This window comes from Aeromonas sp. QDB62 (assembly GCF_027705695.1).
GTDB classification, from domain to species: domain Bacteria; phylum Pseudomonadota; class Gammaproteobacteria; order Enterobacterales; family Aeromonadaceae; genus Aeromonas; species Aeromonas allosaccharophila.
Window position 1 is genome coordinate 1 of the sequence record NZ_JAPDCD010000015.1, and the last position, 19,120, is coordinate 19,120.

Genomic DNA, 19,120 nt, shown 5'->3' on the forward strand with positions numbered 1-19,120 from the left:
CGAAACCAATCAACAGGTTTCGGATTTTTACACATCAGGAGGATCGGTCAATGGATCCTTAACTGATCGGCATTAGGCCTTACGACCTCCCGTTTTTTCTAATTCACCCGCACCCAGTATCACACATCCGGGCATACGCTATTTTCCTGCGGCCGTTTGATCACGAATCCCCGCTCGATTCCGGCCTTGAATCCCAGCTTCTCGTAAAGCCGATGGGCAGCCTCGCGCCCCTCCCCCGAGAGCAGCATCACCTTGTAGCACCTCTGCTCCCACGCGAGGGACAACGCCTTCTCCAACACCCGCTGACTCAAACCACGACGGCGAAACCGCTTGGCGGTGATCACGTGCTCTATGATACCAAATGGCCTACCCTCGTTGGTCAGCGTCGGAACGATCCCCAGCTGACAGGTCGCTGCCAGCTGACCATCCACCTCGGCAACAATAAGCCGAATGCGGGGATCGCTCAGCAGTGACTCAAGGGTCGCGATAGCCATGTCGGCTGCCAGCGGAGGATCATCGGGTCGCAGCTCCCCGTAGAGCGCCAGCAACCCGGCCAGGTCAGTCACTCTGCACGTTCTGATCATCTCCATCCCTTCTCTCCATCCAGACCGACGATATCCACACGGTGTCAGCGCAGACACGAACGGGAGCATTCACGGCGATTCCCCGCTCGTTATATGGATCCTGCAACTCAACAGGAGCGATCAGCTCGGTGCCAGCGCCATATGCAGCAGCGGATAGGGCTTGCCCTGCCCATCCAGCGGTGAGCGGCCCGTCACGGTGAATCCCATCTTCAGATAGAAGCCCACCGCCTGTTCGTTCTGCTCGTTGACGTCAACCTGCGTCGCACCGCACTGGCCGATGGCATGTTCCACCAGCTGGCGACCGACGCCGTAGCCCCGCGTCTCGGGGGCCACAAACAGCATCTCCAGCTTGCCATCACATAGCCCGCAAAACCCGGCAATGCTCCCCTCTTCTGTGCAGGCACAGTGCAGTGCCACCGCATCGAAGTAGTGGTCGAAAATCAGCAGCTTGAGAGCGAGGATCTCGGCCTCGGGCAGGAAGTGGTGGGTCGCCCGCACCGAGGCCTCCCACAGCTCGATCAGGGCCGGATAATCGGCCCGGGATACAGGGACAATCTTCATTAAATGGCTCGATATGATAACCAGCGGGAAAAGATATCTCCCCGCTGACAAAGGTGATTAGCGTACCTGCACCGCCTGCAGCAGCACCGACACATCGGCGCCAAAACTGCGGCTGCGGATCGCTTCGCGGATATCCGCTTCGCTATAACGGCTGCCCGGGTAGACCACCACACAGGAGGTGTCGCCGGGTTTGAGGAAGTGGGTCTCGCCAAACGGGGTATAGCGGGTGGCACCGATGCTGATCAGCGCGTGTGGAGGATGCCCCGCCTGCGCCAGCAGCCCCTGAATATGCTCCGCCGGCCCCTCGTCCTGCTGATGGTTGAACTTGTCGATGGCCCAGTCGAGCAGCTGACCGTGGAAGTAGCTGTAATCGATGGCAGCGCTGTCTACCCCGTAAGCGTGCAGCTCACCATCGCGCTCCAGATAGCAGGCGATGCGATAGTCATCAAGCTCGCAACCGGCGGCAAAACCGGAGAGCGGCAGCAAGTTAGCCGCCAACCCCTTGCTCTCTTCGCCCCAGTTCTTCTTCTCGCTGATCTTCTTGGCGTTGGGACGACGGATGGAGCAGTCGTTGTAGGCACCAAAGGCGCGGGGATGGATCGCCACCACCTGCTTGCCGGCATACTCCAGCTCGCACCAGAGCGCCACTTCAGGCTCGATCTGCACCTTCTCGTCACCGCTGACCGCCGCCTCCGGCAAGAAGATCGCCTTGTCGCTCAACGGGAATACCCCGAGCTGACCCGGATGACCCGGCACGAAGAAGGGGAACAGCGCCTTGGGCGCCGTGGTATCGCGCACCACGACCGCCACGAAGTCCGACGCTTCGCCCGCCTGCTCCAGATGACCGGCGAAATTGCCCGCCACCCCGAGTCCGATAAACTTGCTCTCTGCTGTCACTTGCATCTTGCTCACCTGCATCTTGCCCACGCAAAGTAGCAGGCTCGTCGCCCACTACCGCTAAAGTGGCAAGATTAAACCACAAGGGCCCCGCCTTCGCCCAGTCCGACCCTGTCATGGTGTGCGCCAGTCCGCTTTTTTAGCGGTCGAAAAGTCTGTGGCGAACCAGCCCTTGTGCACTCTTTCAGCTACGCGCTCACCGCGCTGGAAACTGTGCGTTTCCGGCCTATCCCCTCTTTCTCCTTGGGACTCAACTTCATCTTTGTTAGGCTGCCTGCATGCAAAACAGCGGCGCGCTTGAGTGCGCCCCGGCTCATTACGGCAACCCCATCGGAGAGAAAACGGATGATCGACAAACTCGCTTGGCTCACCTTTAAAGATCAGCAACTGCTCTGCGCCCGCTCCCACGGCAAGGATATCTATTACATCCCAGGCGGCAAGCGCGAACCGGGCGAGAGCGATGAGGCGGCGCTGATCCGCGAGATTGAGGAGGAGCTGGCCGTCACCCTGCAGCCCGATACCCTGCGCTTTGCCTGTGAGTTCAGCTCCCAGGCAGATGGCAAACCGGCAGGGGTCGAGGTACGGCTGCGCTGCTACACCGGCGACGCGAGCGGTACTCCGGTCGCTTCGGCCGAAATTGCCGAGCTGTGCTGGCTCGACAGCAGTCAACTCGATGAGCTCTCCCCCGTCTCCCGTCTGCTGTTTGCCTGGCTGGTTGAGCAAGGGCTTATTCGCTAATCCCACAAACGAGAGCGGTGCAAACAAAAGAGGTGAGCCAATGGCTCACCTCTTTGCATCACACGTTGCACAACTCAGGGCAGTTGCACCGCTCGCGCCTGAACTTCCGGCAAAGCGAAGGCATCTTGCGCAGCGATCAGCTGCAACTCGTAAGCCTGCTGGCGCCAGGTCTCTTGCAGCACCGCATCTACCGAGGCGTTGGTACGCTCGAATGCGCTCACCGCATCGTGGCCTGCCAGCAAATTCGCCAGCATCAGGGCGCTGATAAGATCGCCCACACCCACCGGCTGACGGGCAAAGTCATAGAGCGGGCGGGCAATCAGGTAATCCCCTTCCGGGGTCGCCAGCAGCATCTCGAAACGGCTGGAGTCTTGCGCCGCACGACCCAGATGCTTGACCAGCACCAGCTTGACGCCGCGAGCCAGCAGCTGATGGGCAGCGGCGCGGGTTTGATCCAAATCCGCCAGATGGGTATCGCAGAGGGTCTCCAGCTCCAGCAGGTTGGGCGCCATCATATCGGCCACCGGCAGCGCCTGCTCGGTCAGGAAACGGGTGACGCCGGGGGCAACGATACACCCCTTCTCAGGATGGCCCATCACCGGGTCGCAGAAGTAGATGGCATCGGGGTTGGCCGCCTTGACGGCGTTGACCACGGTCAGGATCTCGTCACCCTGCTCGGCGGAGCCGAGATAGCCACTCAGCACGGCGTCACAGCCGCTCAACACCTCGATATTGCCCAATCCTTTCACCAGCGCGCTGATATGACCCGCTGGCATCGCCATCCCCTGCCACCCCTGGGCATATTGGGTATGATTGGAAAATTGCACCGTGTTGATGGGCCATACATCCATACCAAGGCGGCGCATGGGGAAGACAGCCGCGCTGTTGCCGGCACAACCAAAGACCACGTGGGACTGAATAGAGAGAACGGATTTCATCGGGAATACCACAGCAAAGGATCAGCAAGGTGGGCAATATATCGGATGAAGATAACGATGCGCCACCTTGTCACGGGATGAACAGGCAATTTCCTGACTAAAGACAGGTTTTTTGCTCCATTTGGCCAGCGTCGGCAGGGTGAGCGGCGCCATGATGCGCCGCGCCCCCATCCATCACATCCCGTTACGTTCAACAGCCTGACGGGCAAAGTGATAGACCCATCCCTCATCACGGGGCATGTCACTGGGTGGCTGAACCAGCTCGGGCAACGCCGTCACCTTGCCACCAGCGGCATATTGCAGCGCCATCAGGGCACAGAGCGCCGCATCGTAGCGATCGGTGCCAACCAGCAGATCCTCGGGCAGCAAGGTCGCCAGCTCGGGGCGTGCCGGGGAGGCCTTGCCACCGACTTTGGCCAGGGCCGGATAGACCTCCAGCACGGCGCGGCTGGCCTGCTCCTGCACCTTGGGCACCAGTTGCAGATCCGAGAGCTGCGGCAGCATGGAGAGTGCCAGGGTGGCGTTGTTGCCGAGCCGATCGAAGGTGGCCGACAGCGGCTTCTTGCCGTATTGCTGATACAGCCAGCGCTCGCAGTCGCGATATGCGTAGGGGTTGTCTATCTCCCGCTCGGGCACGGCGCAGCTGTGTGGCTGGCCGTTGAGCAGATCACGCAAGGCGCGGGGAAAGGCGAGTGGCGCATCGATACCGAGCGCCAGTTGCGGGCAGGCTTCTACCTGCATCAGGGTCAGCTCGTTTTGCAGGGCTGGACGCAACAGAGCGGCCAGATCCGGCGCCACCCGCGAGCTCAGGCGAAACAGCGGCGACACCCCGAGCCAGTGCAGGCAGTTGGAACCTACCTGCCAACCCACCACGGCCACCGCCTGGGCGCTGCCCTGCCAGCCACGCACATCCCAGCCGATCCCGATTGCACTCATCTGCCCTGCCGTCATCAATTACCTCTGTTCGCCTGTCACAAGTTGCAAGAGGCACAGGGTAATCAGCAGAGGCCCTTAACGCAAAGCGAACCGCCCACTCAGAACGATTTCTGGAAGTTCACCAGCGGCAAAATGGGGAACACGCCGTTGGCGGCATAGTTGGCCAGCCCGATCTGCAAGCCATCGAGATGCTGGGTGGCATTGATAAAGCCAATCTGGAAGGTGGTACGCTCGGCATAGTTGACGAAGCCGACGTTGGCCAGCGCATTGCCCTTGGCGATATTGACCGCCCCCCAGTTAAGCCCCTGCACATTGTTGGTCAGGTTGACCAGCCCCAGATTGACGCCGGTATCCTGCCCCTCATGCCAGTTGAGGGCGTTGATGGCGACCCCGCCAAACTGGTGGCGCACCCGACCGGCACCGAGGAAGATACCGACCTGCAGACCTGTGAGCTGATCCACATCGGAGAGGGCAAAGATCGGCAGATCAATGCCCTTCACCTGACCGGTCCGACCGTAGAGCAGCGAGGCGCGCGCCCCTTCCACCTGATGGGACGCGGGCAGGTTGACGCCGGGCAGAGAGACCTGCACCGGAGTACTGGCCTGCGCGACACCGCACAGAGTAAGGGCGCTGCACAGGGTAAGGGCGCTGCGCGTCAGCAGCAGGCGGGAGAGTGTCATGGGAAGTTCCTTGGGCCATTGAGAGTGACCCGATCCTAACAGTCAGGGGAGAGTGTGGGCACACCGGCGGGGACGAGGTGCGTCACGATACGTCACGGGTGGCCCTCTCACCTGCATGTCAGGTCTTTTAAATTCACCAACTCAAGGGCAATCGGCTACTTTTTCGCAGCGAGTGGCCCCTCTTCCTTTCTTTGCCTGAGCGAACTGCCTAAAATAGTCGCCCTGCTGTATCCGGCATTCATCCATCTAGAGGATTTCCCATGGAGACGTTTCTGCTCGAAGGTCACCCCTTCGTTGCCTTGTGTGACCTTATCAAACATCAGGGGTGGGCCGATTGTGGCGGCGCCGCCAAAGCCCTCGTTGCCGAAGGGCTGGTCGAGGTGGACGGTCAGGTCGAGACCCGCAAGCGCTGCAAGATCGTGGCCGAACAGGTGGTCAACTTCAACGGCATGAAGGTTGTGGTCAAAGAGGGCGTCAGCCCGGAGATTGGCTAAACCCGTCTTGGGGAGCCACGCTCTGGCAACCCGTTAGCTGGCCTTGATCGACAGGGTCAGCACAAAACGCGCCATCGCCTCATCCCCGTTCAATGACGGACAAGTGGCCACCACCTGGATGGGGCGATTGATGCGCTGACCGCTTGCCAGCGACTCGTCGATCATGGCATCGATCTCCTCCCCCGCTGCACAGTCGAACTGCACATCCCCCTCCGGTCGTTTCAAAAACTCCCCCTGCACATCCTTGAAGGCGAAGTGCACCTTCTTGCACCGCTGCCGCCCCTTCTCCATCACCAGCAGACCGCCCACCAGATCGGCGCCGGTCGCCAGCGCGCCAAAATACATGCTGCCCAGGTGGTTGCGGGTACGCCAGCCAAGGGGAATGCGAATGCGCAGCGCCTTGGCGTTCATCTCTTCGATGATCGGGGCACAAAACCCGATGACGGGAATGTAGCGCCAGGCAAACAGCCGAAGCGCCAGATTGGCTTTGAAGCGTTGCAAATCCATATGCGAACTGATCCGATGAGTTAATGTAAACAACATGTTGCCTGCATCTGTGGCATTCGACAAGCACAGGGATCACGGTTACGACCTTTTGATCGGCGCAAAAAAAGAGGGAACCGCACCGGTTCCCTCTTCTCGTTTATCTCACGGTTAACAGCAAATCTGCCGCTCAGGCGCGCTTCTCTTCCAGCCAGGCACCCTGACTCTGCATCTCGAACAGCTGGGCATAGTGACCACCGAGGGCCATCAGCTCGCTGTGGCTGCCCCGCTCGCTCACCTGACCGCGGGAGAGCAGCAGGATCTCGTCCGCATCGACGATGGTCGAGAGGCGGTGGGCGATGGCGATGGTAGTGCGGCCACGACGGGCGGCAGAGATCGCCTGCGACAGCGCCAGCTCGGTCTGGGAGTCCACGCTCGCCGTCGCTTCATCCAGAATGAGGATGCGCGGATCTCCCACCAGCGCACGGGCAAAGGAGAGCAGTTGCCGCTGCCCAGCGGAGAGGTTCTTGCCCCCCTCCTCCATCAGGGTGTTGATCCCCTGTGGCAGGCTGCGGACAAACTCGGCCAGCTGCACCTCGCTCAGCGCCTGCCAGAGCCGCGCTTCGTCTATTCCGGCGCGGCCGAGACGCAGGTTCTCCGCCAGGGTGCCGACGAAGATAAAGGGATCCTGCTGCACCAGCCCGATGCTGCGGCGCACCGCCGCCAGCGACAGGGTATCCAGTGCGTGATCATCGAAGCGGATCTGCCCCTGATCCAGCGGATAGAAGCCCATCAGCAGGCTGATGATGGTGGACTTGCCGCTGCCGGTATGGCCCACCAGCGCCAGCATCTGGCCCGGTTTTGCGGCAAAGCTGACCTCTCGCAGCACCTGTTGTTCGCCATCGTAGGAGAAGCTCACCCGCTCGAAACTGACCCGCCCTTCCAGCGGGAGAAGCTCGCCGTCGGTGCTCTCGCGGGTTTCATCGAGCAGGGCAAAGACCCGCTCCCCCGCCACCATCGCCTGCTGCAGCTGGTTGAGCTGGTTGGTCATCTCGATGAGCGGCTCGATCATCCGCCCCAGATAACTGATAAAGGCGTAGAGCACCCCCACCTGAATAGCACCCGCGCTGCTCAACCCCTCATGGGCAAACAGCGCCAACAGACCGATCAGCACCATCATGTAGAAGAGATCGATGAGCGGACGCAGCAAGATGCCGTTGATCTTGAGGCTCTTGATCCGTGCCGACCAGTGCTGCTGGTTCACCTCGGCAAAGGCGTTGGCAAAGTGGCGCTCCTGCACCATCGCCTGAATGACCGGCATCCCCTGCAGCGACTCGTTGAGGCGGCTGTTGATGTCGGAGAGCAGGCTGCGAGTCGCTCGCACCACCGGCACACTCAGTTTCTGGTAGAGCCACATAACCCCGCCCACTGCGGGCAGCAGCAGGGAGCAGACCAGCATCAGCCGCAGATCCAGCAGCGCCATGGAGATGAGGATGCCGCACAGCAGCACCACCTTTTGCACCAGCAAGCCGATCACCTGCACATAGAGGTTCATGATCGCCTCGGTGTCGTTGGTGATGCGGGAAATCAGCGAGCCGGAGCGATGCTTGTCAAAGTAGCGGGCCGGCAAACGGATGGCGGTAGCAAATACCTGCTCGCGCAGGGTTTGCACCACCGCCTGAGCAATGCGATTGAAGCGCAGGGATTGCAAATAGAAACCCGCCGCCGACAGCACCTGCAAACCCAGATAGCCCGCCGCAATCAGGGCAATGTTCGGCAGCACGATATTGCGTGGCGCCAGATAGTCATCGATAAAGAGCTTGATCAGCAGCGGCCCGGCTACTTCAGCGCCGGTGGCGAGCAGCAGGCAAATCCCCGCCTGAATCAGCCAGCGAGGATAGCGGGCGCAGTAGGCGAGCAGTCGTTTAATGGTCGGATTCACAGGCTCTCCTCCACCGCTTCTTCGAGACGCTGGTAACGCACCATATCTGCATACCAGCCATTGTGCGCCATCAGGGCACCGTGATGACCCCGCTCGCTGATGGCCCCCTGCTCCAGCACCAGGATCTCGTCGGCCTGCTCCACCGCTGTCATGCGATGGCTGACCAGGATCAGGGTGCGACGATGGGCCTTGAGGGCGTGCAGAATTTGCTGCTCGGTGTGGGCATCCACCGCCGAGAGCGCATCATCGAGCACCAGAATGGGCGCCTCCAGCAGCAAGGCGCGGGCAATGGCCAGCCGCTGTTTCTGGCCGCCTGATAGGGTCACCCCCTTCTCCCCGACCTCGGTCTCATAGCCCTTGGGGAAACGCACGATATCATCGTGGACACAGGCAATGCGCGCCACCCGCTCGACCTCCTCGCGGCTCGCATCGGGTTTGCCAAGGGCAATATTGGCGGCGATGGTGGTAGAAAACAGGAATGGCTCCTGCGGCACATAGGCAAACTGGCTGCGCAGAGTACCGAGCGGCAGCTGCTCAATCGGTACGCCCCCCATGGCAATCGAACCCTCCGTTGGATTGGCGAGGCGCATCAACAGCTTGAGCAGGGAACTCTTGCCTGCCCCGGTGCGTCCCACCACCCCGAGCATCCCCCCTTGCTTGAGGGTAACGTCGATATCCGCAAGCAGGGTGCGCTGCTCAAGTCGATAGCTCACCCCTTTGATCTGCAGCGGAAACGCAGAGGTAAACGCCGCTGGCTGGGCGGGCTCTTCGATATCGCTGCGCTCCCCAAGCAGGCTCTCGATACGGGAGTAGGCGGCGCTACCCCGCTCGATGATGTTGAACAGCCAGGCGATGGCAAACATCGGCCAGATCAGCTGACCGAGGTACATGGTGAAGCTGGTAAGCTCACCCAGGGTCAGCTCATCGCGCAGCACCAGCACGCTGCCCCCCGCCACCGCGAGGAAGTAGGAGCAACCGATGCAGAGATAGATGACCGGATCGAACTTGGCATCGATGCGGGCCACCGCCATATTGCGCTCCCCTGCCTGTCTGGTCAGCTCGGCAAAGCCCTCATCTTCCAGCGATTCAACCGCATAGGATTTCAACACCCGCACGCCGGAAAGGGCTTCCTGGGTCTTGTTGTTGAGCCTGGAGAAGGCTCCCTGCGCCGCCTTGAACTGGGTGTAGATCTGGGTGCCGAAGCGGTTCATGAAGTAGGCCATCACCGGCAGCGGCAGCAAGGAGACCAGCGTCAACTGCCAGGAGTACTGGCTGCACATGATGGAGAGCACCAGCACCCCGACCATGATGGAGTCCACCAGCGTCAGCACCCCTTCGCCAGCGGTCATCTCCACCGCCTGAATGTCGTTGGTGGCATGGGCCATCAGATCGCCGGTACGGTGACGCTGATAAAAATCGGGGCTCATCCGGGTGAAATGGCTGAACAGACGATTGCGCAAGACATAGGCCAGCCGGTAGGAGGCACCAAACAGCATCACCCGCCAGACATAGCGCAGCAGATAGATGAGCACGCCGAGCCCGAACAGCCCGGCCAGATAACGCATCAGGGTGCCATTGTCGAGACCGCCCTTGGCTATACCATCCACCACCCAGCCCACCACTTTGGGCGGAATAACGGTCAACAGGGCCACCATCAGCAGCAGCGCGATGGCGGCCAGATAGCGGGGCCACTGCTCCTTGAAAAACCAGCTCAATCGTAGAAATACGCTCACACCACCAACCTTTAGCGCTGTCTGCCCGTGACCGTTCCCTGGAGCAGCCATCAAACAGATCAAGCAGAATATAGAAGAATGAAAACAATCGCCTCCGGCTGGAGGCGATTCGAACGAAAGCTCATCATATCCCGAACAGGAATGGTTGAGAATAATTACTATTTAATTCACTGTGACATGCGATCATCCCCTAACGAATAGGGATTATACGAGTTTTCATGCTGCTCACCGGTCAGCAAGAAGTGTGACACCTCTTCCCGGGTCTGGCTGAAGACCTGCTGCAACTGCTCCAGATCCGTCTCGCTCAGCACCTCGTTTTGCCGCAGGCGCCACTCCAGCTCACCAGCCACCAGCTGCAGGCGGGCCGCCGAGATATTGGCCGATACCCCCTTGAGGGTGTGCAGCAGCTTGCTGGCCACCTCGGGTTGCTGGCGGCGCAGGGCTGAGCGGATCTCCCACAGATCGTCCTTGTGCTCCGACATGAACAGCTTGAACAGGATCTGCAGCGCCTCCTTGTCCTGCTCCAGCCGCTTGAGGGCATCCTGCAGATCGAGGATCCCCATCATATCCGGCGGTTTCACCTCCATGATCCCCGCCTGCTCAACCCCTTGCGGCTTCACCCATTGCAGCAGGTTGTTGTAGAGATCCAGCTTGCTCACCGGCTTGGTCACATAGCCATTCATCCCCACCCCCAGACAGCGATCCTTGTCGCCGGGCATGGCGCTGGCGGTGAGGGCAATGATGGGCACATCGTGCTTGTCGACCATTTTGCGGATCTGGCGGGTAGCATCGAGCCCGTCCAGCACCGGCATCTGCAAATCCATCAGGATCACGTCAAAAGGCTGCTCGGCGACCCGCTCCACCGCCTCCCGACCATTACTGACCACGCACACCACCGCATCGACCCGCCGCAGATACTCGATGATCAGCTGCTGATTGACCCGGTTGTCTTCGGCCAACAGCACTCGGGTACCCTGCAGCAGGGATTTGAAGTGTTGCTGATCCCCCTGCGCCTCGGCCTTGCGCAGGTTGAGTTCATAGGAGCTGCCGTTGAGCAGCTCATCCACCTTGGCCAACAGCGCGTTCTCGGTCATCGGCTTGGGCAGAAAGTGGGTCAGCCCCATGCTGTCCATCCGGGCGTGCAACCCCTCTCTGGCCCAGGCGCTGATCATCAGGATAGGGATCCGCCGCCACTGGCTGTGCTGATACATCTCCAGCGCCAGATCGAGCCCATCCTCCTGACCCATGCGCCAGTCGAGGATCGCCAGCCGCAAATTTGGCCCCTCTTCACGGAGCTGCTGACGGGCACGAGACAGGGAGTTGACCGGCAGCACCCGCACGCCCGCGCGAGTCAGGATGTCCCGGGCCAGATCCAGCACCAGCTCGTTATCATCCATCACCATCACCAACGGCTGGTTTTCGAAGAAGACCTTCCGACCTGCCACGCCGTAGACCGCCTGCGCCATCGGGATATCGAACTGGAACAGGGAACCCACACCGGGCTTGCTCTGGACAATGATCCTCCCCCCCATCAGTTCGACCAGCCGTTGGGAGATATTGAGACCCAGACCCGAGCCGCCATATTTGCGGGTATTACCCGCCTCCAGTTGGGTAAACGCCTGAAACAGCTGACTCTGCTTCTCTTCGGCAATGCCGATGCCGGTATCGCGCACACTGAAGCGGATCCGCATTGGATGGGGATTGGCCAGCTCGATGGAAACTTCAACTTCACCGCGCTCGGTAAACTTGATGGCGTTGTTCACCAGATTGACCAGCACCTGCCCCAGCCGCAGGGGATCCCCGCGCAAGAAGACCGGCACCTCAGGCGACTTGCGAATGATCACCTCCACATGTTTGCGCTCCGCCAGATCGGCAAACATCCCCGCCAGCGAATCGAGCTGCTCGCTGAGATCGAAGTCGATCTCCTCCAGGGTCAGCTTGCCGGACTCCACCTTGGTCAAATCGAGGATGTCGTTGATCAGCAGCAACAAGGTATCGGATGAGGATTTGATCTTGCCCAGATAGTCCCGTTGTTGCTGATCCAGTTCGGTCTGCAGCGCCAGCGAGCTAAAGCCGATGATGGCGTTCATGGGGGTGCGGATCTCGTGGCTCATGTTGGCCAGAAAATCGCTCTTGGCCTGGGCCAGCAAGCCGGTCTGGCGCGACAATTCACTCAGCTTCTGATTGCGGCGCCACAGTGTGAAGGCCACCAGCGCGAAGCAGATCAAGGCCCCGCACAGCGCCATCAAATAGAAGCGGTTCATCAGCGAGGAGGCGCGCTCCAGCTTGTCGATTTTCCAGCGCACCAGACTCTCGATCACATGCATGTCGATCAGCTGGTAACGCAAGGCGTGATAGGCGACCACCTGTTGGCTCATGTCCTTGCTCAGGCGGATCAGGGTAGCGATTTCCGGCAGGTGGCCGTAACGGGATACCATCTGTTGCTGCAACTGGGCCAGCGTAGTCTGCTCACGTTTGTCCCAACTGCGCTGCAGATAGTTGCTCAGCTGCGCCAGCTCCTCGACATCGCGATGCAGCGCACTGTCTGACGGGCTGAGCTCGCGCACCTTTTTAATCTGGGCCTGCAGGGGCGCATTGATATACTCGATGGCCATCTCCATGGCATGGAGGCTGGCCAGCGCCATCAGATAGGTATCCATATCCTCAAGCAGCGCCTGAGACAACTCGTCTTGCGCCAGCTCGGGATCACTGCGTACCTTGCGCACAAAACCGTCAAGGGTGATGGATAACTGGTTCAGACGCTGCTGGACATTGCTGTCATTGGCCTGCTCTCGCCCAAGCAGATAGACGGTATCGGCGTTGATCCGGTTCAGCACCACCTCGGCCGCTTCGTTCAGGTCGTGGGCCTGTTGCTGCTGACTGAGCGACTGCCAGCAGTAGCCCGAAAAGGCAAGCAGCAGGGCAACGATCAGCCCCGGCACAGCACGGTTTTTCCGTGATCCTTTTTTCATCCCGTCTCGACTCTCATCTGGTGGTCGCTGAATTATCCGGTTGGGCAATGAACCTTGGGGGGAATTATCCACTCCCGCCGGTCACTGTGTTACCGTTATTGCTCTGATATTTCGCTGTTGTTTCGCTATTGCGTCATTCTGGCCCCTCATCATATCTCCGGCCAGCGCAGATCGAGAAGGAACCAATTATGTCATTTGTCACTACTTATTGTAGCCACTGCTTTACCAGGAACCGCCTGCCCATTACCCATATCGATACATCCGCCAAGTGCGGGCACTGCAAGGCCCCCCTGTTCAGCCAGACCCCTTGCCTCGGGAAGGCGGATAACTTCGATACCCTGATCAACTCCGATATCCCGGTCGTGGTCGATTTCTGGGCCAGCTGGTGCGGCCCCTGCCAGCAGTTTGCCCCGGTATTTCATGATGTTGCCCATGAGCTCGAACCAAGAATGCGCTTTATCAAAGTCGATACCGAGCAGCAAAGCGCCATTGCCGCCCGTTACGCCATTCGCAGCATCCCCACCTTGATGGTCTTCAAACAGGGCAAACTGGTGAACCAGATAAATGGCTCCTTGCCCAAGAGCATGTTCAAGCAGTGGCTGGAGCAGTTCATGGATGTTTGATTTATATTTCAGACATGTTTTATTTATGTGTTCATTTCCTCATTTTTATCAATGCTTGTGTGAGTCGAGGCTGATTTTCAACATGTGAGCCTGTTTCAAACAAGTGAATGGATGTAATCTCGGCAACACAAAAACAACCATAAATTAACCGAGAGAACATTATGCACACATCGGCTGTACCCTCTGCTCCATCTCGCTGGCTGGACATCAAATCAGGGATCGTCATCCTGGATGTCCTGCTACTTTGTGCCATGCTCGCCTGGCTCCCGTTTGATCCCATGGTCAACAAGGGGCTGGGCATTCTGGTCTTTATCGCCATTCTCTGGCTGACCGAAGCACTGCACGTCACCATCACTGCCCTGCTGGTGCCCCTGCTGGCCACCGTGCTCGGGGTGTTTGACATGAGCAAATCCCTCACCGACTTCGCCAACCCGATCCTGTTCCTCTTTTTCGGCGGTTTCGCCCTCGCGGCCGCCCTTTCTAAACAGGGACTGGATACCCTGATGGCAGGCAAGGTGATGCACCTGGCCAATGGCCATCTGGGTTGGGGCATCATCCTGCTCTTTACCATCACAGCCGCCATGTCAATGTGGATCAGCAACACCGCCACTACTGCCATGATGCTGCCACTGGCGATCGGTATGCTGGCTCGCCTCGATAGCAAAAAAGATCGCACTACCTTCGAGTTCGTACTGCTGGGGATCGCCTATAGCGCCAGCATCGGCGGCATCGGTACCCTGGTGGGCAGCCCACCCAACGCCATCGCGGCCGCCCAGATGGGGATCGGTTTCACCGACTGGATGAAGTTCGGTATTCCGGTGGTGCTGATCCTGATGCCCTGCGGCATTGCCCTGCTCTATCTGGTGACCCGGCCACAGCTCAACCACCGCGTCGAGATCCAGGATGTCACCATCAACTGGACCCGCGAACGTAAAGTGACGCTGGCAATCTTCCTGACCACCGTTGTGCTGTGGATCGGCTCGCAGCCTATCTCCAACGCCTTTGGCGGTATCCCGCAACTCGACACTCTGATTGCCATGGGCGCCATCGTGGCCATCGTGGTCAGCCGCGTTGCCAGTTGGGATGATGTCAACCAGAACACCGACTGGGGCGTGTTGATGCTGTTTGGCGGCGGTTTGACCCTGAGCGCCATTCTCAAGGCCACCGGTACCAGCGCCTTCCTGGCCAGCCATCTGTCGGCCGTACTCTCCCACGCCAATATCTTCGTGATCCTGTTGATGCTGGCAGCATTCGTGGTGTTTTTGACCGAGCTGGTCTCCAACACCGCCACCGCAGCCCTGCTGATCCCGCTGTTCGCCGGTGTGGCAGAGGCGCTGGGTGTCTCCCCCATCGTGATGGCGGTGTTGATTGCGATCGGTGCCTCCTGCGCCTTTATGCTGCCGGTCGCCACCCCACCCAATGCCATCGTCTTTGCCAGCGGCCACATCCGCCAGAAGGAGATGATGAAAGCCGGTATGGCCCTCAACGTGGTCTTCACCGTGTTGCTCGCCCTGCTGGCCTACTTCGTTGGCGATATCCTCTGATCCACCTCCCCCCGATAAACAAAAACCCCCGCATGTTTGCGGGGGTTTTTTCATTTCTGCATCTTATTAGCCGATGTTGCAGGGCTTCAGCGCCCAGATCCGATCCACATAGTCCTGAATGGAGCGGTCGGAGTTGAACTTGCCCATGGTGGCCGAGTTGATGATAGCCTTCTTCGCCCACAGCGCCGGATCCCGATACCAGGTATCGATCAGCTTGTGTGCATCCGAGTAGGACTGGAAGTCCGCCAGGGTCAGGTAAGGGTCTCCCCCTTCCAGCAAGGAGCGCTTGATAGAGGCCAGCTCACCCGGACGACCCGGCGTGAAGTAGTCAGTATCAAACCAGTCCAGCACGGCTTTGAGCTCGGAGTTGGCATAGTAGAAGTCATACGGGTTGTAACCGCGCGCCTTCAGCGACTTCACCTCGTCCACGTTCAGACCGAAGATGGCACAGTTTTCGGCACCCGCCTCTTCAGCGATCTCGATGTTGGCGCCGTCCAGCGTACCGATGGTGATTGCACCGTTGAGCGCCATCTTCATGTTGCCGGTACCTGATGCTTCGTAACCTGCAGTGGAGATCTGCTCGGAGACATCTGCCGCCGGGATCAGCTTCTCGGCCAGGCTCACGCGGTAGTTCGGCATGAACACCACTTTCAGCTTGCCCTGGATGCGGGCGTCGTTATTGACCCGATCCGCCAGCTTGTTGATGGCGTAGATGATGTCTTTGGCCAGCTTGTAACCGGGCGCCGCTTTGGAACCGAAGATGAACACACGCGGGTGCATGTCATAATCCGGATTGGCCAGCAGACGACGATAGAGCGCCATGATGTGAATGAGGTTCAGCTGCTGACGCTTGTACTCGTGCAGACGCTTGATCTGAACGTCAAAGATCGCCTCGGCACTGACATCGATACCGGTTTCGTCCTTGATGACCTTGACCAGCTTCTCTTTGTTGTGACGCTTGATGGTCATGAACTGCTGCTGGAACGCCTTGTCGTCGGCAAACTTGGTGACGGCGCGCAGCTTGTCGAGCTGCAACGGCCACTCCTTGCCCACCACTTCGTTATAGAGCTCGGCCAACTCGGGGTTGCAGGCCAGCAGCCAGCGACGCGGAGTCACCCCGTTGGTCACGTTGCACATTTTTTCCGGCCACAGCTCGGCATACTCGGGGAAGAGATCTTCTTTCACCAGCTTGGAGTGGATTTCGGCCACACCATTCACTTTGGACGAACCGATCACGCACAGGTTGCCCATGCGCACCTTGCGCACATCTCCCTCTTCGATGATGGAGAGCTTGGCCTTGATGGCGTCGTTACCCGGCCACTTGGGCTCGACCAGCTCGCTCAGGAAACGGGCGTTGATCTCGTAAATCACTTCCAGATGGCGAGGCAACACCTTCTCGAACAGACTGACCGACCACTTCTCCAGCGCTTCCGGCAGCAGGGTGTGGTTGGTGTAGGAGAATACGTGATAGCAGATGGCCCAGGCGGCATCCCAGTTCAGATCTTCCTCGTCCACCAGCACCCGCATCAATTCGGGGATGGCGACAGTCGGGTGAGTATCGTTGAGCTGAATGGCAATTTGCGCGGCAAAGTTGCTGAAATCGGCACCATGGACCCGCTTGTAGCGGCGCATGATGTCCTTGATGGAGCAAGCACAGAAGAAGTACTGCTGGATCAGGCGCAGTTCTTTACCTGCATCGGTCTCATCGTTCGGATAGAGCACCTTGGAGATGGTCTCGGCCTGGGCTTTTTCAGCCTGGGAGTCGATGTAACCACCGGCGTTGAACACGTCCCAATCGAAAAACTCGGAGGCACGGGATTCCCACAGACGCAGGATGTTGACGGTGTGACCGCCAAAACCGACCACCGGAATATCCCAAGGCACCCCTTTGATCTTGCGACCGGCGTGCCACACCTTCTTCAGGCCGCCATTGTCACCAAACACGGTCTCGACGTAACCATAGAGCGGCACTTCTTGCACCGACTCGGGACGGCAGATCTCCCAGGGGTTGCCATATTCACGCCAGGAGTCCGGGCGCTCGATCTGGCGGCCATCCTGGATCTCCTGACGGAACAGACCGTGTTCGTAATGGATACCGTAGCCAACCGCCGGATAGTTCAGGGTGGCCAGCGAGTCGATAAAGCAGGCAGCCAGACGACCCAGGCCGCCGTTGCCGAGTGCCATGTCGGGCTCTTGTTCGCACAGATCGGTCAGTTCCAGACCGAGTTCGCCCAGTGCCTCTTCGCAAGTCTTGTAGAGGGAAAGGTTGTGCAGGTTGTTGGAGGTCAATCGTCCCATCAGGAATTCAGCAGAGAGATAGTGAATCGCACGAGTATCTTTCTTGAAGTGAGTCTGCTGAGTGCGGGTCAGGCGCTCGTACACCTGTTCATTGACGGCCGCCGCAGTGGCTTTCCACCACGCTTCGGGAGAGGCTTTCTGTTCGCTTGTTCCCAAGGTAGAACGCAGGTGACGCACGATACTCGCCTTGAGCTGATCTTTATCCAGTTGGAGATCCTGGTCTGTCTTCTTCTTGGTAGCCATAAACCATATTCCTTCGTTACAAATAAAATTGTTATCCCGCTTGCGGGACCGGCGCTGTTGTTATCTCAAAATATGTACCGGCGTGAGAATACTAACTAAAGCGGCAGAATTAAAAGTTAACGCAAGTCACACTTTAACCGATAAAAACAGCCTGAAAAGCTTGAAAACCCTTTCCTTTAACTGATTACAGAAAAACAAAAATTCCCTTTTTTATCAGCACGTTAATGGATAAATAAAAATAATATGACATGAATAGGTTTTCAGAGATTGCCAAGCCTTGAAAATCCCTGAAAATAGGCAGCAAGACGGCGCATTGAAACCGGTTTCAATGCGCCTGAAAAATTACCGTATAAATATGAAGCAATCATTGCACCCTCAGCGATGTGCCTTGAACTGATTGCTCAATGGATCGTAATGGTACCCAATCTGATCCAGACGCCCTGCCAACTGCTCTTCACTCATATCGTAATAGGCCAGCAACTCCTCCAGCCCGTCACACTCAAGCCTTAGCTTCTCATTGATGACGCCCAACAAGATGTTGGCATCCAGACGCTGCAAGGTACTGATATCCATGGCGGCACCTCCTTTAAATGACCTGTATAACCATGGGCGGTTACACAAGGTTTGTCCATAGTACGAAAAACACCCAGCCAGTTTTATATTAAATAACGTTTAAAAACATGATGTTATTAATGGCTCATGCCAACACCATCACATTTTTCAGCAAAAACACCTTGTCACTGCCTCAGGATAGAACTACTGTATGCGCATACAGCTTGGATATTCATACAGGAAACCGTATATGAACCAGCCCCTGCACTCACTGCCCTTTGCGATGAATCGTGCCATGAGCAACCCCTGGCCAACCAGAACCGCCTGCAAGGCAGAGTCGGCTCATTATGGTGTGACTATCCAGGCTGAGGATCAGTTTCTCAGCGAGCTGAGCAAGTTAGGTGACTCTCATACCGGCTGGATCTTGTTGATCGCCCCGCCGGGACGCCCCACAGCAAGCCACCTGGAAGAGCGAGGCATCGATCCCAACAGAGTGCTGGTAGTGCACAGCCCCAAAATCAAGAACTGGCAGCAAACCCTGGAACGCAGCCTGGGCAATGGTCACTGCGCCGCTGTGTTTACCTGGCTACCCGAGCAGATCGAGCTGGATCACGTCAAGCTGCAGCGTCTGGGGCAACAATCCGGTGTACTGACCCGCTTCTTTGGCGCGAAACGCGCTAACCCCAGCACGCCGCTGCTGGCCTATGCAGAGCAGGATATCTATCTCAATCACTAAGTTAAAATTTGGCCCATTGTTGGACATGGCTGCAACGACAAAGCCATTGCCATCATTACTCAGTAAAATCCCTGAAAAAACAAACAACATGAAAAAGCGCCTGCATTGCTGCAGGCGCTTTTTCATTGGCGACCAGCGGGCCATTGGGCCAACTTACGCGTTCGCG

At 58.5% G+C, this 19,120-nt stretch carries 17 protein-coding genes; 5 read left to right on the plus strand and 12 right to left on the minus strand.

What is annotated here, in order from left to right:
• Positions 1-119 precede the first annotated feature (119 nt).
• From OKC27_RS09305 to OKC27_RS09315, 3 genes are all read right to left on the minus strand, one after another.
• Positions 120-590 (minus strand): GNAT family N-acetyltransferase, encoded by a 471-nt coding sequence (locus OKC27_RS09305; RefSeq protein ID WP_182970919.1) that lies wholly within the window; start codon positions 588-590, stop codon positions 120-122.
• A gap of 114 nt (positions 591-704) precedes the next feature.
• Positions 705-1,145, minus strand: a complete 441-nt coding sequence (locus OKC27_RS09310; protein WP_182970918.1) for an acetyltransferase — start codon at positions 1,143-1,145, stop codon at positions 705-707.
• A gap of 57 nt (positions 1,146-1,202) precedes the next feature.
• Positions 1,203-2,048, minus strand: a complete 846-nt coding sequence (locus OKC27_RS09315; protein ID WP_182970917.1) for a DUF5718 family protein — start codon at positions 2,046-2,048, stop codon at positions 1,203-1,205.
• Positions 2,049-2,387: 339 nt separating this feature from the next.
• Here OKC27_RS09315 and OKC27_RS09320 point away from each other — a divergent pair, with 339 nt between their 5' ends.
• Positions 2,388-2,780: an NUDIX hydrolase gene (locus tag OKC27_RS09320; protein ID WP_270806183.1), complete on the plus strand. Its 393-nt coding sequence runs from the start codon at positions 2,388-2,390 to the stop codon at positions 2,778-2,780.
• 74 nt (positions 2,781-2,854) lie between these two features.
• Here OKC27_RS09320 and pdxY read toward each other — a convergent pair whose 3' ends face one another.
• The 3 genes from pdxY to OKC27_RS09335 all read right to left on the minus strand — a co-directional run bounded on the left by pdxY (position 2,855) and on the right by OKC27_RS09335 (position 5,334).
• Positions 2,855-3,718, minus strand: a complete 864-nt coding sequence (gene pdxY / locus OKC27_RS09325; RefSeq protein ID WP_270806184.1) for a pyridoxal kinase PdxY — start codon at positions 3,716-3,718, stop codon at positions 2,855-2,857.
• A gap of 174 nt (positions 3,719-3,892) precedes the next feature.
• On the minus strand, positions 3,893-4,669 hold the full coding sequence (locus OKC27_RS09330) for a DUF429 domain-containing protein (protein ID WP_234601666.1): 777 nt from the start codon (positions 4,667-4,669) through the stop codon (positions 3,893-3,895).
• 83 nt (positions 4,670-4,752) lie between these two features.
• Positions 4,753-5,334 carry a VC2662 family protein gene (locus tag OKC27_RS09335; RefSeq protein ID WP_270806185.1) on the minus strand — a complete coding sequence of 194 codons (582 nt, stop codon included), beginning with the start codon at positions 5,332-5,334 and terminating at the stop codon, positions 4,753-4,755.
• Between the two features lie 260 nt (positions 5,335-5,594).
• Between OKC27_RS09335 and ybcJ the strand changes: the two genes are divergently transcribed.
• On the plus strand, positions 5,595-5,828 hold the full coding sequence (ybcJ, locus tag OKC27_RS09340; RefSeq protein WP_005361116.1) for a ribosome-associated protein YbcJ: 234 nt from the start codon (positions 5,595-5,597) through the stop codon (positions 5,826-5,828).
• A gap of 33 nt (positions 5,829-5,861) precedes the next feature.
• On the opposite strand, the gene OKC27_RS09345 is transcribed toward ybcJ, so the two are convergent.
• The 4 genes from OKC27_RS09345 to OKC27_RS09360 form a co-directional block, all read right to left on the minus strand.
• On the minus strand, positions 5,862-6,335 hold the full coding sequence (locus OKC27_RS09345) for a DUF4442 domain-containing protein (protein ID WP_270806186.1): 474 nt from the start codon (positions 6,333-6,335) through the stop codon (positions 5,862-5,864).
• 166 nt (positions 6,336-6,501) lie between these two features.
• Complete coding sequence (locus OKC27_RS09350) at positions 6,502-8,253, minus strand: ABC transporter transmembrane domain-containing protein (protein WP_182970913.1); 1,752 nt, start codon at positions 8,251-8,253, stop codon at positions 6,502-6,504.
• Positions 8,250-9,986, minus strand: a complete 1,737-nt coding sequence (locus OKC27_RS09355; RefSeq protein ID WP_182970912.1) for an ABC transporter transmembrane domain-containing protein — start codon at positions 9,984-9,986, stop codon at positions 8,250-8,252. The genes OKC27_RS09350 and OKC27_RS09355 overlap by 4 nt, the downstream gene beginning before the upstream one ends.
• Before the next feature lie 167 nt (positions 9,987-10,153).
• Positions 10,154-12,958 carry a hybrid sensor histidine kinase/response regulator gene (locus OKC27_RS09360; protein WP_182970911.1) on the minus strand — a complete coding sequence of 935 codons (2,805 nt, stop codon included), beginning with the start codon at positions 12,956-12,958 and terminating at the stop codon, positions 10,154-10,156.
• Positions 12,959-13,146: 188 nt separating this feature from the next.
• Between OKC27_RS09360 and trxC the strand changes: the two genes are divergently transcribed.
• Both trxC and OKC27_RS09370 read left to right on the plus strand, forming a co-directional pair.
• On the plus strand, positions 13,147-13,581 hold the full coding sequence (gene trxC, locus OKC27_RS09365; RefSeq protein WP_182970910.1) for a thioredoxin TrxC: 435 nt from the start codon (positions 13,147-13,149) through the stop codon (positions 13,579-13,581).
• Positions 13,582-13,742: 161 nt separating this feature from the next.
• Positions 13,743-15,125, plus strand: a complete 1,383-nt coding sequence (locus OKC27_RS09370) for an SLC13 family permease (RefSeq protein WP_270693897.1) — start codon at positions 13,743-13,745, stop codon at positions 15,123-15,125.
• Positions 15,126-15,191: 66 nt separating this feature from the next.
• On the opposite strand, the gene OKC27_RS09375 is transcribed toward OKC27_RS09370, so the two are convergent.
• Both OKC27_RS09375 and OKC27_RS09380 read right to left on the minus strand, forming a co-directional pair.
• Positions 15,192-17,666: a glycogen/starch/alpha-glucan phosphorylase gene (locus OKC27_RS09375; RefSeq protein ID WP_075112373.1), complete on the minus strand. Its 2,475-nt coding sequence runs from the start codon at positions 17,664-17,666 to the stop codon at positions 15,192-15,194.
• 375 nt (positions 17,667-18,041) lie between these two features.
• Positions 18,042-18,239, minus strand: coding sequence for a DUF4250 domain-containing protein (locus OKC27_RS09380; protein ID WP_182970909.1), 198 nt, complete (start codon positions 18,237-18,239; stop codon positions 18,042-18,044).
• A 229-nt stretch (positions 18,240-18,468) separates the two neighbouring features.
• Between OKC27_RS09380 and OKC27_RS09385 the strand changes: the two genes are divergently transcribed.
• Positions 18,469-18,954: a cell division inhibitor gene (locus OKC27_RS09385; RefSeq protein WP_182970908.1), complete on the plus strand. Its 486-nt coding sequence runs from the start codon at positions 18,469-18,471 to the stop codon at positions 18,952-18,954.
• The last annotated feature ends 166 nt before the right edge of the window (positions 18,955-19,120 follow it).